Origin of the sequence: Vibrio sp. HS-50-1, from assembly GCF_024747315.1 — a bacterium.
Taxonomy (GTDB): Bacteria; Pseudomonadota; Gammaproteobacteria; order Enterobacterales; family Vibrionaceae; genus Vibrio; species Vibrio diabolicus.
This window is the reverse complement of record NZ_JAMPZF010000030.1, coordinates 20539-33719: the sequence shown is the minus strand read 5'-3', so window position 1 is coordinate 33719 and position 13181 is coordinate 20539. Positions and strand designations below refer to the sequence as shown.

Annotated in this window: 11 protein-coding genes; 1 reads left to right on the top strand and 10 read right to left on the bottom strand. The window is 44.7% G+C overall.

Features of this window, described 5'->3' with window-relative positions; translation table 11 throughout:
• Positions 1-3: 3 nt before the first annotated feature.
• From NDJ01_RS14580 to NDJ01_RS14545, 8 genes are all read right to left on the bottom strand, one after another.
• On the bottom strand, positions 4-1401 hold the full coding sequence (locus tag NDJ01_RS14580) for a hypothetical protein (RefSeq protein WP_256952007.1): 1398 nt from the start codon (positions 1399-1401) through the stop codon (positions 4-6).
• Positions 1398-1745, bottom strand: a complete 348-nt coding sequence (locus tag NDJ01_RS14575) for a hypothetical protein (protein WP_033905435.1) — start codon at positions 1743-1745, stop codon at positions 1398-1400. The genes NDJ01_RS14580 and NDJ01_RS14575 overlap by 4 nt, the downstream gene beginning before the upstream one ends.
• Before the next feature lie 3 nt (positions 1746-1748).
• Complete coding sequence (locus NDJ01_RS14570) at positions 1749-4463, bottom strand: hypothetical protein (RefSeq protein WP_258586906.1); 2715 nt, start codon at positions 4461-4463, stop codon at positions 1749-1751.
• Between the two features lie 128 nt (positions 4464-4591).
• On the bottom strand, positions 4592-5404 hold the full coding sequence (locus tag NDJ01_RS14565; protein ID WP_074190819.1) for a hypothetical protein: 813 nt from the start codon (positions 5402-5404) through the stop codon (positions 4592-4594).
• Complete coding sequence (locus tag NDJ01_RS14560; RefSeq protein ID WP_158159326.1) at positions 5404-5919, bottom strand: hypothetical protein; 516 nt, start codon at positions 5917-5919, stop codon at positions 5404-5406. The genes NDJ01_RS14565 and NDJ01_RS14560 overlap by 1 nt, the downstream gene beginning before the upstream one ends.
• 11 nt (positions 5920-5930) lie before the next feature.
• Positions 5931-6491, bottom strand: coding sequence for a hypothetical protein (locus NDJ01_RS14555; RefSeq protein WP_258470131.1), 561 nt, complete (start codon positions 6489-6491; stop codon positions 5931-5933).
• Between the two features lie 253 nt (positions 6492-6744).
• Positions 6745-8391: a UvrD-helicase domain-containing protein gene (locus tag NDJ01_RS14550; protein WP_193837895.1), complete on the bottom strand. Its 1647-nt coding sequence runs from the start codon at positions 8389-8391 to the stop codon at positions 6745-6747.
• Positions 8388-10307, bottom strand: a complete 1920-nt coding sequence (locus tag NDJ01_RS14545; protein WP_065101170.1) for an AAA family ATPase — start codon at positions 10305-10307, stop codon at positions 8388-8390. Before NDJ01_RS14545 ends, NDJ01_RS14550 begins: the two co-directional genes overlap by 4 nt.
• 277 nt (positions 10308-10584) lie before the next feature.
• On the opposite strand from NDJ01_RS14545, the gene NDJ01_RS14540 reads away from it, so the two are divergent.
• A complete protein-coding gene (locus NDJ01_RS14540; protein ID WP_193837896.1) occupies positions 10585-11721 on the top strand; it encodes an Abi family protein in 1137 nt (378 codons plus the stop codon).
• A 434-nt stretch (positions 11722-12155) separates the two neighbouring features.
• Here the strand turns inward: NDJ01_RS14540 and NDJ01_RS14530 are convergent, their stop codons facing one another.
• A complete protein-coding gene (locus NDJ01_RS14530; protein ID WP_258470130.1) occupies positions 12156-12623 on the bottom strand; it encodes a hypothetical protein in 468 nt (155 codons plus the stop codon).
• A 138-nt stretch (positions 12624-12761) separates the two neighbouring features.
• A complete protein-coding gene (locus NDJ01_RS14525; protein ID WP_258470129.1) occupies positions 12762-13052 on the bottom strand; it encodes a hypothetical protein in 291 nt (96 codons plus the stop codon).
• Positions 13053-13181 lie beyond the last annotated feature (129 nt).

The following is a 13181-nucleotide window of genomic DNA, read 5'->3' as shown; positions in this document are numbered from 1 at the left end:
CTTCTATGAGTAATCGAAGTTCAGTTGAATGGTTGACGCATTCACATCTAAATAGTGGTAAGTATCAATCGGGATGCGGTCAAGAATCCCAACGACTTCAACCTCAAACTCTTTAATACCCAAAGTCACGTTGAGCTCTTGGATGGCATCCCAAATTTGGTTTTTGGTAATGCGCTCATTGCGACTTGTCTGTTTGCCAAATTTCTCATCTAACGCATCGGCCAGTACCTTTGTCGCCCATTCTGGATTTGAACTTGGGTAAAGCTTACCTTTGACCGTCACGGTAAATGGCACGTCCTTACGCTCCACCAGCTTATAGCGCTCGTTATAGCCCTCTCGGCCAGCGAATAGAACTTGGATTTCCTGATTCAAAATCTCGTCGGTTTTATCGGCAGAGTAAGCACAAATAAAGATCGTATTGATATTGCGAACGTCCGGCGTTCCTGTGAGTTTTTCCTGCTCCGCTTCACCCCAAATCGACAACCAAGTAACACCAGAAATATTGCGCTTAACAAAGGTCATGTAATCCGAGTCCCACGCTATCTGCTCGTCATAGATTGGCGAGTAAAGGGCGTTGTTTCGGATTGATTCAATGTCTTCCGGCTCTGCACCGCCGATAATGCTGGTGGAAGTTTTGATTGAGAGCTGGTCTTTATAGGCGCTTTGAATCCCCATATCGATAAGCTCTAAATACTGCGCATCGAGTAGGGTAGTCACACCATTAGTCAGCCATAGCTCAAACTCAATTACATCACCTGTCGCTGGCGCACGACCGTTATTGTTGTTACCAAAACGAACGCCTAGCTGGTCGGTTGGCTTGTAATACTCCATGTAGGCTTTGGATTTGCCGTCCGTATTACGAAACTTAAAGACGTGCGTCCATTCTTCTCCGTTCACACGCACGATGATGTTATGAATACGCTTAGTCAGCTCTTGAGGGAACGCCACGGCCAACCAGTTTTTTCCCTCATCGACCGTGTAGTTCATCTTGGACACTTCGAACTGTTGCACCTCTACTGCGGCGCTTTCTTGCGGCATAAGATCAATGGCTTCCATTAGCGTATAGCGCAATTGATTGTCAGCCACGCATTGGCTGTATTTCGGCAAGGTAACGCGCTTTGTTCCGGTATTGGTCACTAGCGCACGGCCTTTCGATGGCGCTGCTTTTCGCCCTACATAGCCCTCAGTTTCAGCACCCGCCAAAATGGAGGTGCGTTTAGTGGCTAGCGTCAGGTAGGATTCTTGCAATGCACGGCTACTGATTGCTGCCATGCGTTCAACAATCTTGGCCACAAATAAGCAAAGGTAGTCAACGAACTGCGAACCTATATGACGCGACCACCAGCTTGAACCAGCAATCGCCTCGTTAAAGGTCTTTTTGACTTCTTCTAACTTGCTCAAAACGTAATACCTCTCTCCAACGTTTGACCGTTCACAACGATCGTCAATTTGTAGGCATCGATACCGTTCACGCTTGGCTCTACGGCAATGCCTTGAACCACCGCGTCTTTCACGTCAATTGGGAGGGTTAATAGGATTGAGTTTTCGATAGCTGCTGCTGTGGTTTCGTTTATTGGTTCATGTTTGTATGCCCCTAATCTGTTGCCCCATTTTGGAGCGCCCCAAACTTGGCCTTGAGGTGTATCGAGCCATTCAGAGACGCGCGCAACGATCGCGTGTTTCTCATCGGCCACCTTCACACCGTCAATATCGACCCGTAGTAAGTAATCAATTTCTTGGCTCATCTATTACTCCATATCAGCGCTTTGACGCTGTAACGAACGGTCATCAAAGTTGAGAGGAATAGAGCCGCTAGCCTTAGTGGCTGACGCTGGCTTGTCTTTGCTTGAGCTGCCGCTAGGCGCTGCAAAGATAGTGGTCGGCTTGTTGTTATCACTGCCGCTAACCGCGCGCCCAATGGCATCCAGTGAATGTTTGCTAAGTTCCACGGTTTGAGGCTTGCCGCTCTCTTTGAGGTCTTTCATTGCTGCCTGTGCTTGCAGCTCGATAACTCGCTCATTGCGTTGGATGGATGATTGAGTCGCAACCGTCTTATTCGAGGTGTTTTCGGTGTCCACTTTCACCACGGATTGAGCATCCGTTTTCTGGTTACTTAGCTCGGTATTGATGGATGATTCATGACTGGCTGTGGTCACGCTGTTGGTTTGCGTGTTGTTTGCAGCCTTGGTTAGTGCGGCTACGGCCTCGGCCTCTTTACGGCGTTTGATCTCCGCATCGACGGCGGCCACTTGTTCAGCTTTCTTATCTGGCGAGTAAACTTGACCAAGCTCGGGATGCTCGACCATACCGGACATATCCATGCCCGTTTCATTAGCCACTTGCACACGTTTGTCCTGGCTAATACGTTTTTCTCTTTCTACAGCTAAGTAAGCTTCTTTGTAGCTAATCCCTTGCTCGCTGGCCTTTTGCGATGCCTCTTGAGAGGTCACTTGAATTGAGTTTTTCGCATCAAGTTCGCGCATGGTTTGGCTGTCATTGGACGCTTTAGCAGTGTGGTAGGCTTCGGCGCTTTTAAGGTGTTCTTCTTTCTCTGATTGAGCTCTTTCACTCTTAGAGTGATTAGTTTCGCTTTCGAATTTAGAACTCTTAGCCGTTGTTTCTCCCTCGATCTCGCCGCCAAACAGCTTGTAAATGCCCTTGGCCATATCACCAGAATCAAAGGTCAATGCTTCCTTAGCGCCATCAAAACCGAACGCCCCAAGCGCCGAACCAAGCAAACCAGCACCGCCACTGACTAGGCCACCCAAATCGAGCGCGTTTGCCAATGCCATTGAGCTTTTCTGGCCAGTTGTCGCCTCTTGGCCATCTTTGAGGTTGAACGTCTCTTTCTGTTTGTCTTTGTCAGTGAATCCGCTAAACGCATCGTAGGCCATTAATGCCGGAGCAAGGAAAGGGATCGCCTTGCCAGCAATAGAGCCGATTTTAGACATACCTTTAAAGGCGGCACCCGCCATCGATACGCCCTTGCTGGCCACGTTTGAGGCTTTGTTGCCAATGCCTGACATTACTGATTTGATTCGGCCACGTTTGCCACCCGCTTTACGGCCAGCACGTCCACCAGCACGGCGGCGTTCAAACATATCGCCAGCTAGGTCTAATAGACCGCCTTGACCATCGTTCGCCGCTGCTTTGGTTGCTGAGATCAGATCATCGAGCTTATCTAGTACATCATCGAATTGGCGTTCACGATCAGCACTCGATTCATGGAGCACTTCAAGCATGTTTGCTCGGTAGCTCTGTTCTTTGGTGCTTTTGATCTCACTAGCTGTGCTTATCCGGCTAGAATCACTCCCAACAAGATTGACAGGCACGTTACCCCTAGCACCATCACGGTTAGGTCGATCACTAGGCGTAATTTGCGTTGAATGGCTTGTCTCGAACGAATCTTTTGTCGCTGATAATTGTTCATGGCTAACTGTCTCTATGGCTGTGACGGCCTGACTGTCTGCCTCTGGCGCTTGCTTGCCTCGGGTAAAGAGTCGGCCTAGTTTCGATTCTTTTAGCTTGCTCTTGGTTGAGGTGGCTTTTTCGGTCACATCATCCAATGCTTCTTTAGCGTCTTGCCCTAAGTGATAAAGCTCTTTAGCGGAGTAGAAGAACGAACCACCAGCCGCAGCGCCAGCCGCATCGGTCGCGTCGTTTTCTTCCTGTAGGAACTCTTTCACGTTATTGATGGCCAGTTGCTTAAGGCTGGTGGCCACCTTGGCAAAAACGTTCTGGCTTTCCTTTTCCGTGTCGGTTTGCTTTTCAATTTGGCGCTCTAATGCGGTTTGCTGTGCGTTCTTGTAAGCCGATTGCTCTTGCTTACTCGCATAGCGACCATCGGAGCGTCGAAGCTTGCCGTTAGCGTCTTCCCAATAGCCCTCAAACTCTGCCAGTGCGTCAGAGACAGCCTTTTCTAACTTCTCTGGTACATCATCAAGGATTGAGGTATCCAAACGTTCAGAGTTGGATTCTGGCGCTTCTACATTCACTACAACGGGCGCTTGTTTTACTGGCTCGCGTGCGTCCTCGCTTTTCAGCGTGTCAGCAATCGACGTTACGCCACTTACAGAGCTGCTTTGCTCGATCGCTTTGGTGTCCGGCTTGGCTTGCGTTTCTGCTGGCTGACTAGGCGCAAATGACAACTCAATTTCACCTGTACGCTTGGTCTTGGTTGCACTTGGTTTAGGTGTGCCGATTGATTGTTGTTTTAACCCTTTTTGTGGATTAATGCTCGGAATGTCAGAGGCGTTAAGAGAGGCATTGGAAACGCCCTTAGTCACCGCCTTTTCGATGCCCTTTGTATCTACTGCAAGGACGGCCTTTTGTTGGCTCGTTGGTAGAGTCTTGCCATCGAGTTTGCGACTAATCTCAGATAGCACGGTCAGCTCTTTGTCACTGGCTCGCTTCACTGCATCAACAACCAGTGAAAGATCAACCTCTTGTTGGTTTCTGTCCATTTTTCACCTTGTCTTGGAGCGCTTTATCTAGGCTTATGGCCATCGTTTGAGGTGTTTTGAATACCGCATCGATAGGCTGGCCACCGTAGATCGTTAAGTTCTCAATCAGTACGTTCCAACCAACGTAATCAAAACGTTGTAATGAAGTCGTTATTCCGAAAGGGTAAGAGCAACGTTCGAGTTGCTTCACCTCCTTGCTCGATAACTTTCTGGCACTGCGGAATGGTGGCGACTAGGTAGTAACGCCCCTCGTCGTACTTGGTGAGCAATCCGTGACGCGCGTTGCGTAGGCACTTTTCAACCTTGGCAAAGGCCACACGAAATTCCGTGTTGAGGTACATCGATTTCAATAGGTCGATTTTCCACACTAGGGCATCGTCTTGGTCTTTGGGTTGATCTTCGAACGTTAGGCAGTAGGCCAGCTCAGTGAGCGCCATGTGATTCGCTTGCTGCTTCCATTCAGCGCTGTCCGGTTCGTACTGGTCGCGCTCATTGCGAATGTTCTCAAGTTGCTCCGCTTCGTAACCGGTTAGTGGTTTCACGTTCGCTAGGTATGACTTGCCTTTCACGCTTAAGGTGATCTCTTGTTTTGGCAATCCATTGAGCGCTTTGGCCGATTCCATTAGCTCGCCCATATTGAGATCGAGATAGTGAGTTTCTTTGCAGTGCTCGCACTCATAGCTAAAGGGAATAGTGCCTAGCTCGCTGGTGGACATAAAAATCCACCACAATGCTGCGCGGCGATCTTCACCAGTCCATAGGCCGCTATCACTCATAGGGCGCTTACTGGTGTCTTGCATGTGGTTCAGATAGCGAGTTGTGTTGGCTTCCTCTTGGTACTCGTTGAGGTCGCAGAACAATAGAGCGTCTTCCACGGTTGGGACTCGAAACTCAATCACTTCTGAAATGTTACTTGGTAGTGGAAATGACGGAATGTGCATTACAGTATCTTGTTACCTACAGACATAAATTTTTGGAGAATGAGCGGGAATGACTGGATCTGGTTGCCGTTTTCGCGTGAAAACATCACGTTGCCAATCTTGGTAGGAAAGACTTGATAGCTCTTATAGAGAGACTTTTTGCCGTCCTCATTGAGCGTAAAAATGTTGACCTTAAACACGTACTCTTTAGGGATGTTGAGTGTGCCGTCTTGGTTTCTGACTTTCTTGATTCGGTTTTCAAACCACTTGGAGATAGTCAGGTTTTGGTCATCACGAACCGTTAGCGTGATTTCGCCAACGCTGCTGTATGTAGGCAGCGCAATCGAGCCAGAACCGACTTGGAATGAATCCGCATCGATAGAGCCAGCACCAAAATCAATATCCTTTACGTAAATATCAAAGTCCGTTGGCGCGTCCGGCGAGTCGATTTCTACCGCCCATTGCCAGCCTTGCAGCCACGGCTTATTCATAAAGTTATTGGTCGCGCGTTTGGCGAGCTGCATGTATGGATTCATGGCCACCTCGCTTAGAGCAACGATACTGGTGGAACAATGGCACGGTTCGCGCGCATTGAGTTTTCAATCTCGGCTTTACGTGCGGCTAGATCAGGTTCGGCAGCAATATCGGTCACATCCAACTTGCCTGCGATGGCAATACGGCGTTGACGCTCTGCGTTCGGGATAGTGATCAGCAATTCCAGATAATCGCCAAGCAAGCTAATGCACGGCGTTGGAAGCTGGAACGAATCAAACGGCTCATTGAGTACATTTTGCATGTACATCAATGTCAGTGGGAATGTTTCTACGCCCGTTAATTTCAGCTCAAGAACGTTGCCCCAAACCTCGCTACGCACATAACGGCCACGGTCATCTTTGACCACCAGCCTTGCAGCAAAGTCGGACGGTAATTCAAACTGATTGTTATCGGCTAAGTCGCTTTGTTGGATGCGGGTTTTAGTGGTAAATCCGGCAATCTCTTGGTACTTGGCCAGCGCTTTACGCAGTAGGCTTAACAGCGCCTTTTCGTCGTCGTGGAGCAAGATAGGGAATCTCGCTTTCACGTCTTCGAGTAGTTCAATCGGTGTCATGGCCGCTCCGGTAGTGGCGGCGCATTTTGAGATAGGGGATAGGCTTGGTGAATATTAACTCAAACCAATAAGACGCGCGATTCAAACTTTGTGATTGTCGATGGACAACAAAAACCGAAACTCATTTTTGGACAAAAGTAAGTTAGGTTGGTGACGCTAATTCATGCTGGGTAGATTAGGAAAAGTATCGCGTGAAACCGACTTTCGCGATACTTTCTTACGTATTAGTTAATAACAAATACAGTCCTTGTTATCATATTACACACCCCAGAAATCTTTCCTGTTTGCTCCTGTGGGTATTCCACCTTCCATAGTGGTCAGCAGGTCTAGAACGAAAGCCAACATGTGTCAGTAACAACCTTCGTTTTGCTCTTGAAACCCCGACAAAAAAAGTACATAAATTTTCATCTGGATTTCCCCAATAGCTTTCATTTTCAACACCTAGTAGCACTACAGAGTCAAACTCTAAGCCTTTACTCTTATGAACTGTGAGTATTCTAACTGCTTGATCATCTTCAAAGCGTTTCAAAGACTCCAGAAGAGAGAGTCCAGTTGACATTAACTGATCAACCTTTGAGCAAGTGTCATTGAGTACTTCACGTAAACGTGATTCGGTTTCATAGTCATGTGACAGAGACATTAGTGATTGAAATCCTACTTTTTCAACAAAACGTTTCAAACAGTCCCATCTGTTGGCATTTTCAGGAGTTATCGGATTCTGATTTATTGCCTTTTTCTCCTCAATGATGAAGCGTTGCCAATTTTGGACTAGCTCTCCTCTTTCATCATCTTCCTCAGTGAATGGAACTAGTTTTTCCATCAAGCGAATCCATGCAGAGGGCTCTTGTTTACCAAAAGTGCTTAATAAAAAATCTACGATTAAGCGCGCTGCTGGCTCAACTGATATATCCTGCAACTGTTGTTCATTCCTATATGGAATACCTCGTTCACGTAACGCTACCATAAGCTTCATTGCATATAAGTCAGGTTGGTTTTTGATGAGTATGGCTATCTCAGCAGGAGGGACTTTCTCTTCATTTATCCATATGTCGATTTTCTCAGAAAGATAATCGGCTTCTTCTTGGCAGTTTTCGAAAGGGTGAATTTGGATGTGACCTTCGTCTCCAGCGACTTGCTCTTCGGGCATAACTGAAGCAGGATCGAGAATTTTGACTATTTCATTTTGCAACTGAAGAAGCTTAGGCTCAGAACGAAAGTTTCGGTACATGTTGAGTGGGGCAGCTTGGAAATCCTCCTTAAAGGTTTCAAAAATGCCGTCAAGTGCACCGGCCCATCCCATAATTTTTTGCTTTGTATCACCGACTGCCGTAAGGCGAATATTCGTTCCTTGAAAGGCAACTTTTATAAGCTCATACTGATGATTCGTACAATCTTGGAACTCATCCAAAAAAACATCTGTGTATGTTTGTCTCAACGCATTTCTAGCTAAAGGGGACTCCTCTAATATTTTTATTGCAAGCGGAACTAGATCCGTGAAATCAATTTGCTTATGAAGAACTTTAGGGCCAATTGTAAAGCCCGCTTCTAAGGCCTCATCCCCAGTTAATACTGGACGAAAGCGTTCTATAATGCGCTTAGCAAAAGCATGAAATGTATAGCTATCAAAACGAGATGATAGTTCAATACCGCATCTGCGCTTAATTCGTTCCTTTAAGTTGCTACTCGCATCTACCTTAAATGAAATAGCAAGAATGCGTCTAGGGTATCGACATGAACCAGTACGAAGTAAAAAATCTGCTCTTTGAGCAAGCATCTCTGTTTTTCCAGCACCTGGGCCGGCCGTCAAGGCTAAGCTAACTTCACGCTCCTTAGCTGCTCGATAGGCGTTGGGTTCCAGAACTAACCCGTCAGCTGGTTGCCAGTTTTCTATTTTAATCATTCAGGAAGCTCCAACAATATTTCTTTTGCAGCTTCAACCAACCGCTCTAAGGATGGGGGAATGTTTACCAAAAGTTGCTCATCAGATAGTTTAGAGAGAGCACTGATATGCTCAGCGGGTTTACTGCCGACTTTGAATAACTTGTGATATGTAATAAATAACTTTCGTTCCTCATCGTCGTATTCCGATGCTTCGGTACGAGACTTGCCCAACACCGCTTTGATCTGTGGAAGTTCTGGTTCAACTTGATCATCAATTTCGATATTGAATGCTGTAGGAAAGGCTCTCAGCATTGCAAAGTCTAAGTCCATTGGGTAAGAGAAAAACACCCGTCGCTTTTCCATTTCTTCTAAATAATTATGATAATCTCTGATTTTGTGGTCAGAATCGTCCCATCTTGGGATAAATGTAAAGCCACCAGTTAACTGAAGAGTTGGTTTATGTAGTATTAATTGATCATTGGTTGTTTTGATACGCCCCCAACCACCTTGATATCTACCCACGTCAAGGTCTAAGAGTGTAATGTGCGGGATATTTAGTCCTTCAAGAAGCCTCCAAAAGTGGTTCACATGCCGTCCACCAAGAGGGGCTACGGTAATACCAAATGCGTCAACAGGCACTTCTTTAGCTTCTAATAATCGTGGTATGACAATTTCTTCACTATCACCTTCACCAAGAATAACCAAGCGTGAAAAGTATATTTCAGGAAAGGCTTTTACCGCCTGAGTGACAAACTTATGGGCATCGCCATAATGCTCCTCATCAGGTATGTTAATGCTAGCAATAGTTGTTTCTCTGTCCGAGTTCAAACGCATGTAACGTATTTGTTTCGGCTCGATACGTCTAAGCATAGATGGTGCATGAGTTGCGATGAGAGCTTGAGCATCCCCGTGACCAAGCATCTCTTGAAGAGAACTCACAATTCTTCCTAAATAGTGCGGAGATAAACTATTTTCTGGTTCTTCTATTGCAATTAAGGTAAACACTGCAGGGCGAAGTTTATCAGGATCAAAAGAGTCGTCTCCTTTTAACACTGAACGACCAATTGCCTGAGATGAAAGGACCAGAGACAAATATAACATCGACTTTTGCCCATCACTTAGCCGTGAAAAGTCAACGTTAGCTTCATCGTGTCCTGGAGCAAATGAAATAGACAGATGGCGAAGTAGCGATTCAATTTCGCTCGCCACAAAAGTAATTTTTGGTTGCGTGAAAAACTGCCCTTTATGTAAACAAGACCATGACTTTTGGATACTTGTGCTTAGAGCATTTACCGATATGTTGGCGTCAAGGCTCGAACTAATTTGGTCTGTATGCCCCTTTACAGCTTCTCGCTCTACCTCCCAATTAACGGCTCTTAACATACGTCCTAATAAAGCATTGGCTCCAAAGGTTATATGTTCAGCTGGGTCTCGTCTCGCCGGAAGATAATGTATTTGAATCTGATTGCGATCTATACGAGAAACTTTAGCTGTAATATGTGGTTGCTGATTTTCATCCAGCTCCAAGACATATATCAATGACTCATCGATATCACCGTCAATACCCATTGATGCTTCTAGACGAAATCGCACTCGAGGAATGTCTTCCCCATCGACTAATCTCATATGAGCAAAGTGCGGTGGTACTGTTGTGCTATCTGCCTCTTCATGCAATTCAGGGAATAGAAAATCAGCTTCAATCCAAAGTGTTCGCTCTTCAGGGTGCTCCGTTTCGTTACATGGAACATGGAAGTCAGATTTCTTTATTCGTCGTAGAGATGGGTCAAAAGCAAACATTCTACAAAGTGCCTGAAGAGCAGCCGTTTTTCCTGAGCCATTGGGGCCAATTAGAAAAGTTAGATCGTCAAAAGATAATTCTGTAGGTGTTGAACCATAACTCTGAAAACGTGAGATTCGTAATTTATCGAGTTTCACTATGTCTCCTCACTCTATTGCTCAATAGATTAATTTAGATATGTAGATGCTTGCTTATGCAATCAAGTTTGCAAGATTATACATCATTACATTTAACTAGAATTTGAGAATGTATACACTTCATTATCTTCTTATGCGATATGGGGTTATGTTGTGGGACAGATTTTCTATTGACATTAGTTCATATAGGCGTAGAATTTGCGGCAACAGAGCCAATGTCCCCTCCTGATCTAGCATCAGTGACGTCTTGGCCTTTTTTTTACCTGAAATTTATGAAATGACCCAACCCATTGAAGTAAAACCATTTTTTGAATATGACGAACTCATTCAGCGTTTAACTGATAGAGGTATGTTAATTAAAGACCCGCTTCGTGCCCAACGAAAACTAACTCAAGTTGGGTATTATAGGTTGTCGGGTTATTGGCATACGTCTAGAAGATTTGAACGCAATGGCCGTGACATCCAGTACTTCAACGAATTTCAAGTAAATACATGCTTTGAAGATATCTTTGAGTTCTACCTGTTCGATAAGCGGTTGCGAATAGAGTTTACCGATGCATTGGAAAGGATAGAGATCTATCTGAGAACAATCATTGCACATGAGATTGGTAGAATAGCACCTCTAGCTTACTTAGACCGGAAACAGTTCTCACGTGACGCTTTTAAGGCTGATGCAAAAATCCATTATGATGACTGGTTAGCACGTCACAATAAATTGATTGAAGGCAGCAAAGAAGAAAGTATTGATAGCCATCGGGATAAAGGAAAACCTATTCCAATTTGGGTCGCAGCTGAGGTTTGGGATTTTGGTGCCTTATCAAAATTCTACAGCATACTATCAGGCAAAAACCAAGATCTGATCTGCAACAGGCTAGGTTTAGACAACCGTAGAGAGTTAGATAACTGGTTGATAAACCTAAATGGTATCAGAAATAGGTGCGCGCACCACGCTAGGCTTTGTAATAGACCAAACCCACGGACTCTATCCATACCAAGAAAAGGTTATTTTAACCTTTTGGACTTGGGCCAGGACCAAAGAAGCAAATTCTATGGAATCATTGCTGTTATCTGGTTTTTGTTAAAAAAAATTGGTCCTAGTTCAAATTGGATCTGCAGAGTCGCAGACATCATTGACCAAAAACCCGATATACCAGGCTTCAATTTCAGGTCTATGGGCTTTCCTGAAGATGGCTTCCCACGCAGATTGTTTCCAGAAACAATCCAAGAGTTACCTATTGTTAACGAACCATCACCACAAGAGGAATTTGAAGCAAGGCTAAATGCACTTCTCGCTTTTAGACAAGAGTTTAACCTTGAGGAGACATTGTCGAAAGAAGCAGAAAGTGTTCAAAGCTTGATTGAACAACTTACGGAGTTCTCTTACGAGGTGGATGAAGCCATAAGAAAAGCTTAAAGCCTTCTATACGGCGACAGCACGTATTTTATGATGAAATAATGCTATTTCCCTTTTCAGCTTCAACATAAGATCAATAGGTTAGTGAAAAGAGAATTGGTTAAATTACTCGTGTAGCATTATTTTGAGTTTTGCTGGGTTCGGATAACTTTTAGTATGGGAAACGTACATTAACAGCGTGAGAATGAGTATTTACTCTACCTAACAATGGGGCAAAGCTGTGTTTGCGAAGCTCTGCACCCGCACGTCTTTGGACAGAACCTTATCAGTTATATTATTAAAGTAGGATATAACTGATTGGCTGAAACATGGAAAAGTAACGCCACATTAAGGTGTGAGCAACGCAATACAAAAGCTGCCGCACACAACCTTAATCACTTAAACTAACGCATAGTAAAAATGCCATGCGTTGCGAATCACTCTTAAACAGTTTGTTATGTTTTTGGTGCGGATGCTATATCTAAAATAGCTTTGAACTCTTCTAAGCTGTTCTTTGTAGTGCTACCGAATAGGCGCTCATAACCGAGAAAAAGAGCCGTGAGAACAATGGCAGAACTGAAAAGAATGTCACTTCCCAGAGCTTTCATAGAAGCGGCGAACAACACGCCGACAATAATAAGGAAGAAATCTCTCTCTTTGTGCTTTGATATATGTGTGTCGATGAGTAACTTAGCCTCTGCTATATCATCTGCCTTCAACTTATATTTAACAACAGCATGCCTTACATGCTTCACCCACCGAGAATTGAACTCTTTCTCTATACTTAGCAAGTTTTCAAGCTCGTGATATTTCGTTGATTCTTTAGAGCGAGCAAACCAACTTTTTGCGGTAAACCAACGCTCTTTGAATAACTTGTCTCGTTCTTTGGTGTAATCTCGAAGATATTCTTCAACCCAAGCCATAGATTCCTCCTTTGCTTGAAACATAACGCCGCGTTAAGTAGTGAGCACCACCACAATACTTAAACTATTGTGCCGTAAACACTAAAACTGAATCAAACCAAAAATGCCGAGCGTTGCGAATCACTCTTAAATGCTTTGTTAAGTGTATTTTGACTCCACGTATCCTTTAAGAGTATTTACACCAAAAAACAGCGTAATCATCCCGAAAACTATCGGGACTAAATAAAACACCCAACCAATTGAATTTATGATTGCTACATTCGTTGGTGAACCAGAATCAACCCCACTTAGCATTCCAACAGCGAAGTTAACTGCAAACAACGTAAGTACAATAAACAATATTGTGGCAAAAAGGCTCACCTGCCAAAACTGCTTACTCAGATCAACCAGTTCATTAAATACATGTTCTATCGAAGATTTCCTTGCCAATTTAGCCTCCTTACTTGTAGATACACTAAACGCAACGCATAGCAAAAATGCCACGCGTTGCGAATCACTCTTAAACAGTTTGTTATAGCAATTTTAACCGCGTCTTGTTGGTCTCGTTGGAGGAGGTGG

Bases quoted from the DNA above. Each gene is read 5' to 3' on its own strand.
- NDJ01_RS14560 (WP_158159326.1), bottom strand. From the start codon at position 5,919: ATGAATCCATACATGCAGCTCGCCAAACGCGCGACCAATAACTTTATG.
- NDJ01_RS14555 (WP_258470131.1), bottom strand. From the start codon at position 6,491: ATGACACCGATTGAACTACTCGAAGACGTGAAAGCGAGATTCCCTATC.
- NDJ01_RS14570 (WP_258586906.1), bottom strand. From the start codon at position 4,463: ATGGACAGAAACCAACAAGAGGTTGATCTTTCACTGGTTGTTGATGCA.
- NDJ01_RS14530 (WP_258470130.1), bottom strand. From the start codon at position 12,623: ATGGCTTGGGTTGAAGAATATCTTCGAGATTACACCAAAGAACGAGAC.
- NDJ01_RS14575 (WP_033905435.1), bottom strand. From the start codon at position 1,745: ATGAGCCAAGAAATTGATTACTTACTACGGGTCGATATTGACGGTGTG.
- NDJ01_RS14565 (WP_074190819.1), bottom strand. From the start codon at position 5,404: ATGCACATTCCGTCATTTCCACTACCAAGTAACATTTCAGAAGTGATT.
- NDJ01_RS14550 (WP_193837895.1), bottom strand. From the start codon at position 8,391: ATGATTAAAATAGAAAACTGGCAACCAGCTGACGGGTTAGTTCTGGAA.
- NDJ01_RS14540 (WP_193837896.1), top strand. From the start codon at position 10,585: ATGACCCAACCCATTGAAGTAAAACCATTTTTTGAATATGACGAACTC.